Source organism: Lysinibacillus sphaericus (assembly GCF_015844675.1).
Lineage (GTDB): Bacteria > Bacillota > Bacilli > Bacillales_A > Planococcaceae > Lysinibacillus > Lysinibacillus sphaericus_E.
The window spans coordinates 1-1,197 of the sequence record NZ_LDGC01000082.1 but is presented as its reverse complement, the minus strand read 5'-3'; the positions used below and the strand labels follow the sequence as shown (position 1 = coordinate 1,197).

General features: G+C 41.0%; 1 protein-coding gene. It reads left to right on the top strand.

The window, feature by feature from the left end; translation table 11 throughout:
* The coding region (locus ABE34_RS20590; RefSeq protein ID WP_197144320.1) for a condensation domain-containing protein at positions 1-1,197 on the top strand (1,197 nt) is incomplete at both ends.

Genomic DNA, 1,197 nt, shown 5'->3' with positions numbered 1-1,197 from the left:
CGTCCTGAACTGACAGCGAAGAAGTTCGTGAAAAATCCATTTGGCGAAGGAAGGTTGTACCGTTCTGGAGACCTTGCAAGATGGCTGCCGGATGGAAACATTGAATACTTAGGCCGCATCGATGAACAGGTGAAGATTCGAGGATTTAGAATCGAACTAGGAGAAATTGAGAGCCGAATTCGTGAAATCAAAGGTATTCATGACAGTGCAGTAATCGCGAAAGTGGATCAAAACGGTGATCAAGCGCTCTATACATACTATACAGGAGAAAGCGTCAGTGTATCGGAGATAAGAGAACATCTTGCGGGTGTGTTGCCGGAGTACATGATTCCATCCTATATGATGGAAATCGACAGTATTCCTGTGACGCGAAATGGAAAATTGGATAAGAGGGCATTACCTGAGATCGAAGTAAAAGCAACCAGAGAGTATGTAGCACCAAGAAATAAGAAGGAGAGTACGGTATGCGAAGCATTCAGCACTGTGTTGAATGTGAAGGAAGTCGGCGTAAAAGAAAACTTCTTTGAACTTGGCGGAGACTCTATTAAGGCAATAAGAATTATATCGAATCTTAGAAATGTTGGATATCATTTAACAGTCAAAGACATCCTGGCTGGAAAGACGGCTGAAAGAATTGCATTGGCAATGAAAGAAACAGAAAATGAACGTAAATATGAGCAGGGGGAAGTAAGTGGACCCGTCACTAAGACTCCTATTATAAAATTGTTTGATTCTTGGAACTTAGAAAAGCCAGAACACTTTAACCAGACAATGATGTTCCCAGTAGACGGGATTGATAATACACAAATAAAGCAAGCAATCGAAGAACTTGTGAAACATCATGACATGTTAAGGGCAGTATACAGAAATCAACAACTCGAAATCCTTCCAATCAGTGAAAGCAAATTGTGTGATTTTTATGAGTTTGATTACCGAGGAAAAGATGACGTCAAGCAAGCCATTCAAGAGCGCTGCAGTGAAATACAGGCGAGCATCAATCTGGAGACTGGTTCGTTGGTAAAAATTGCTGTATTTGAAACAGACCATGATAAAGTAATGATGTTCTGTGTACACCATCTAGCAATCGACGGTGTATCTTGGCGAATTCTTGCAGAGGATTTTGAAACAGCAGTAGATCAGATCCAGAAGAATGAAGAGATAAGATTACCAGAGAAGACGGCCTCATTTATGGAATGG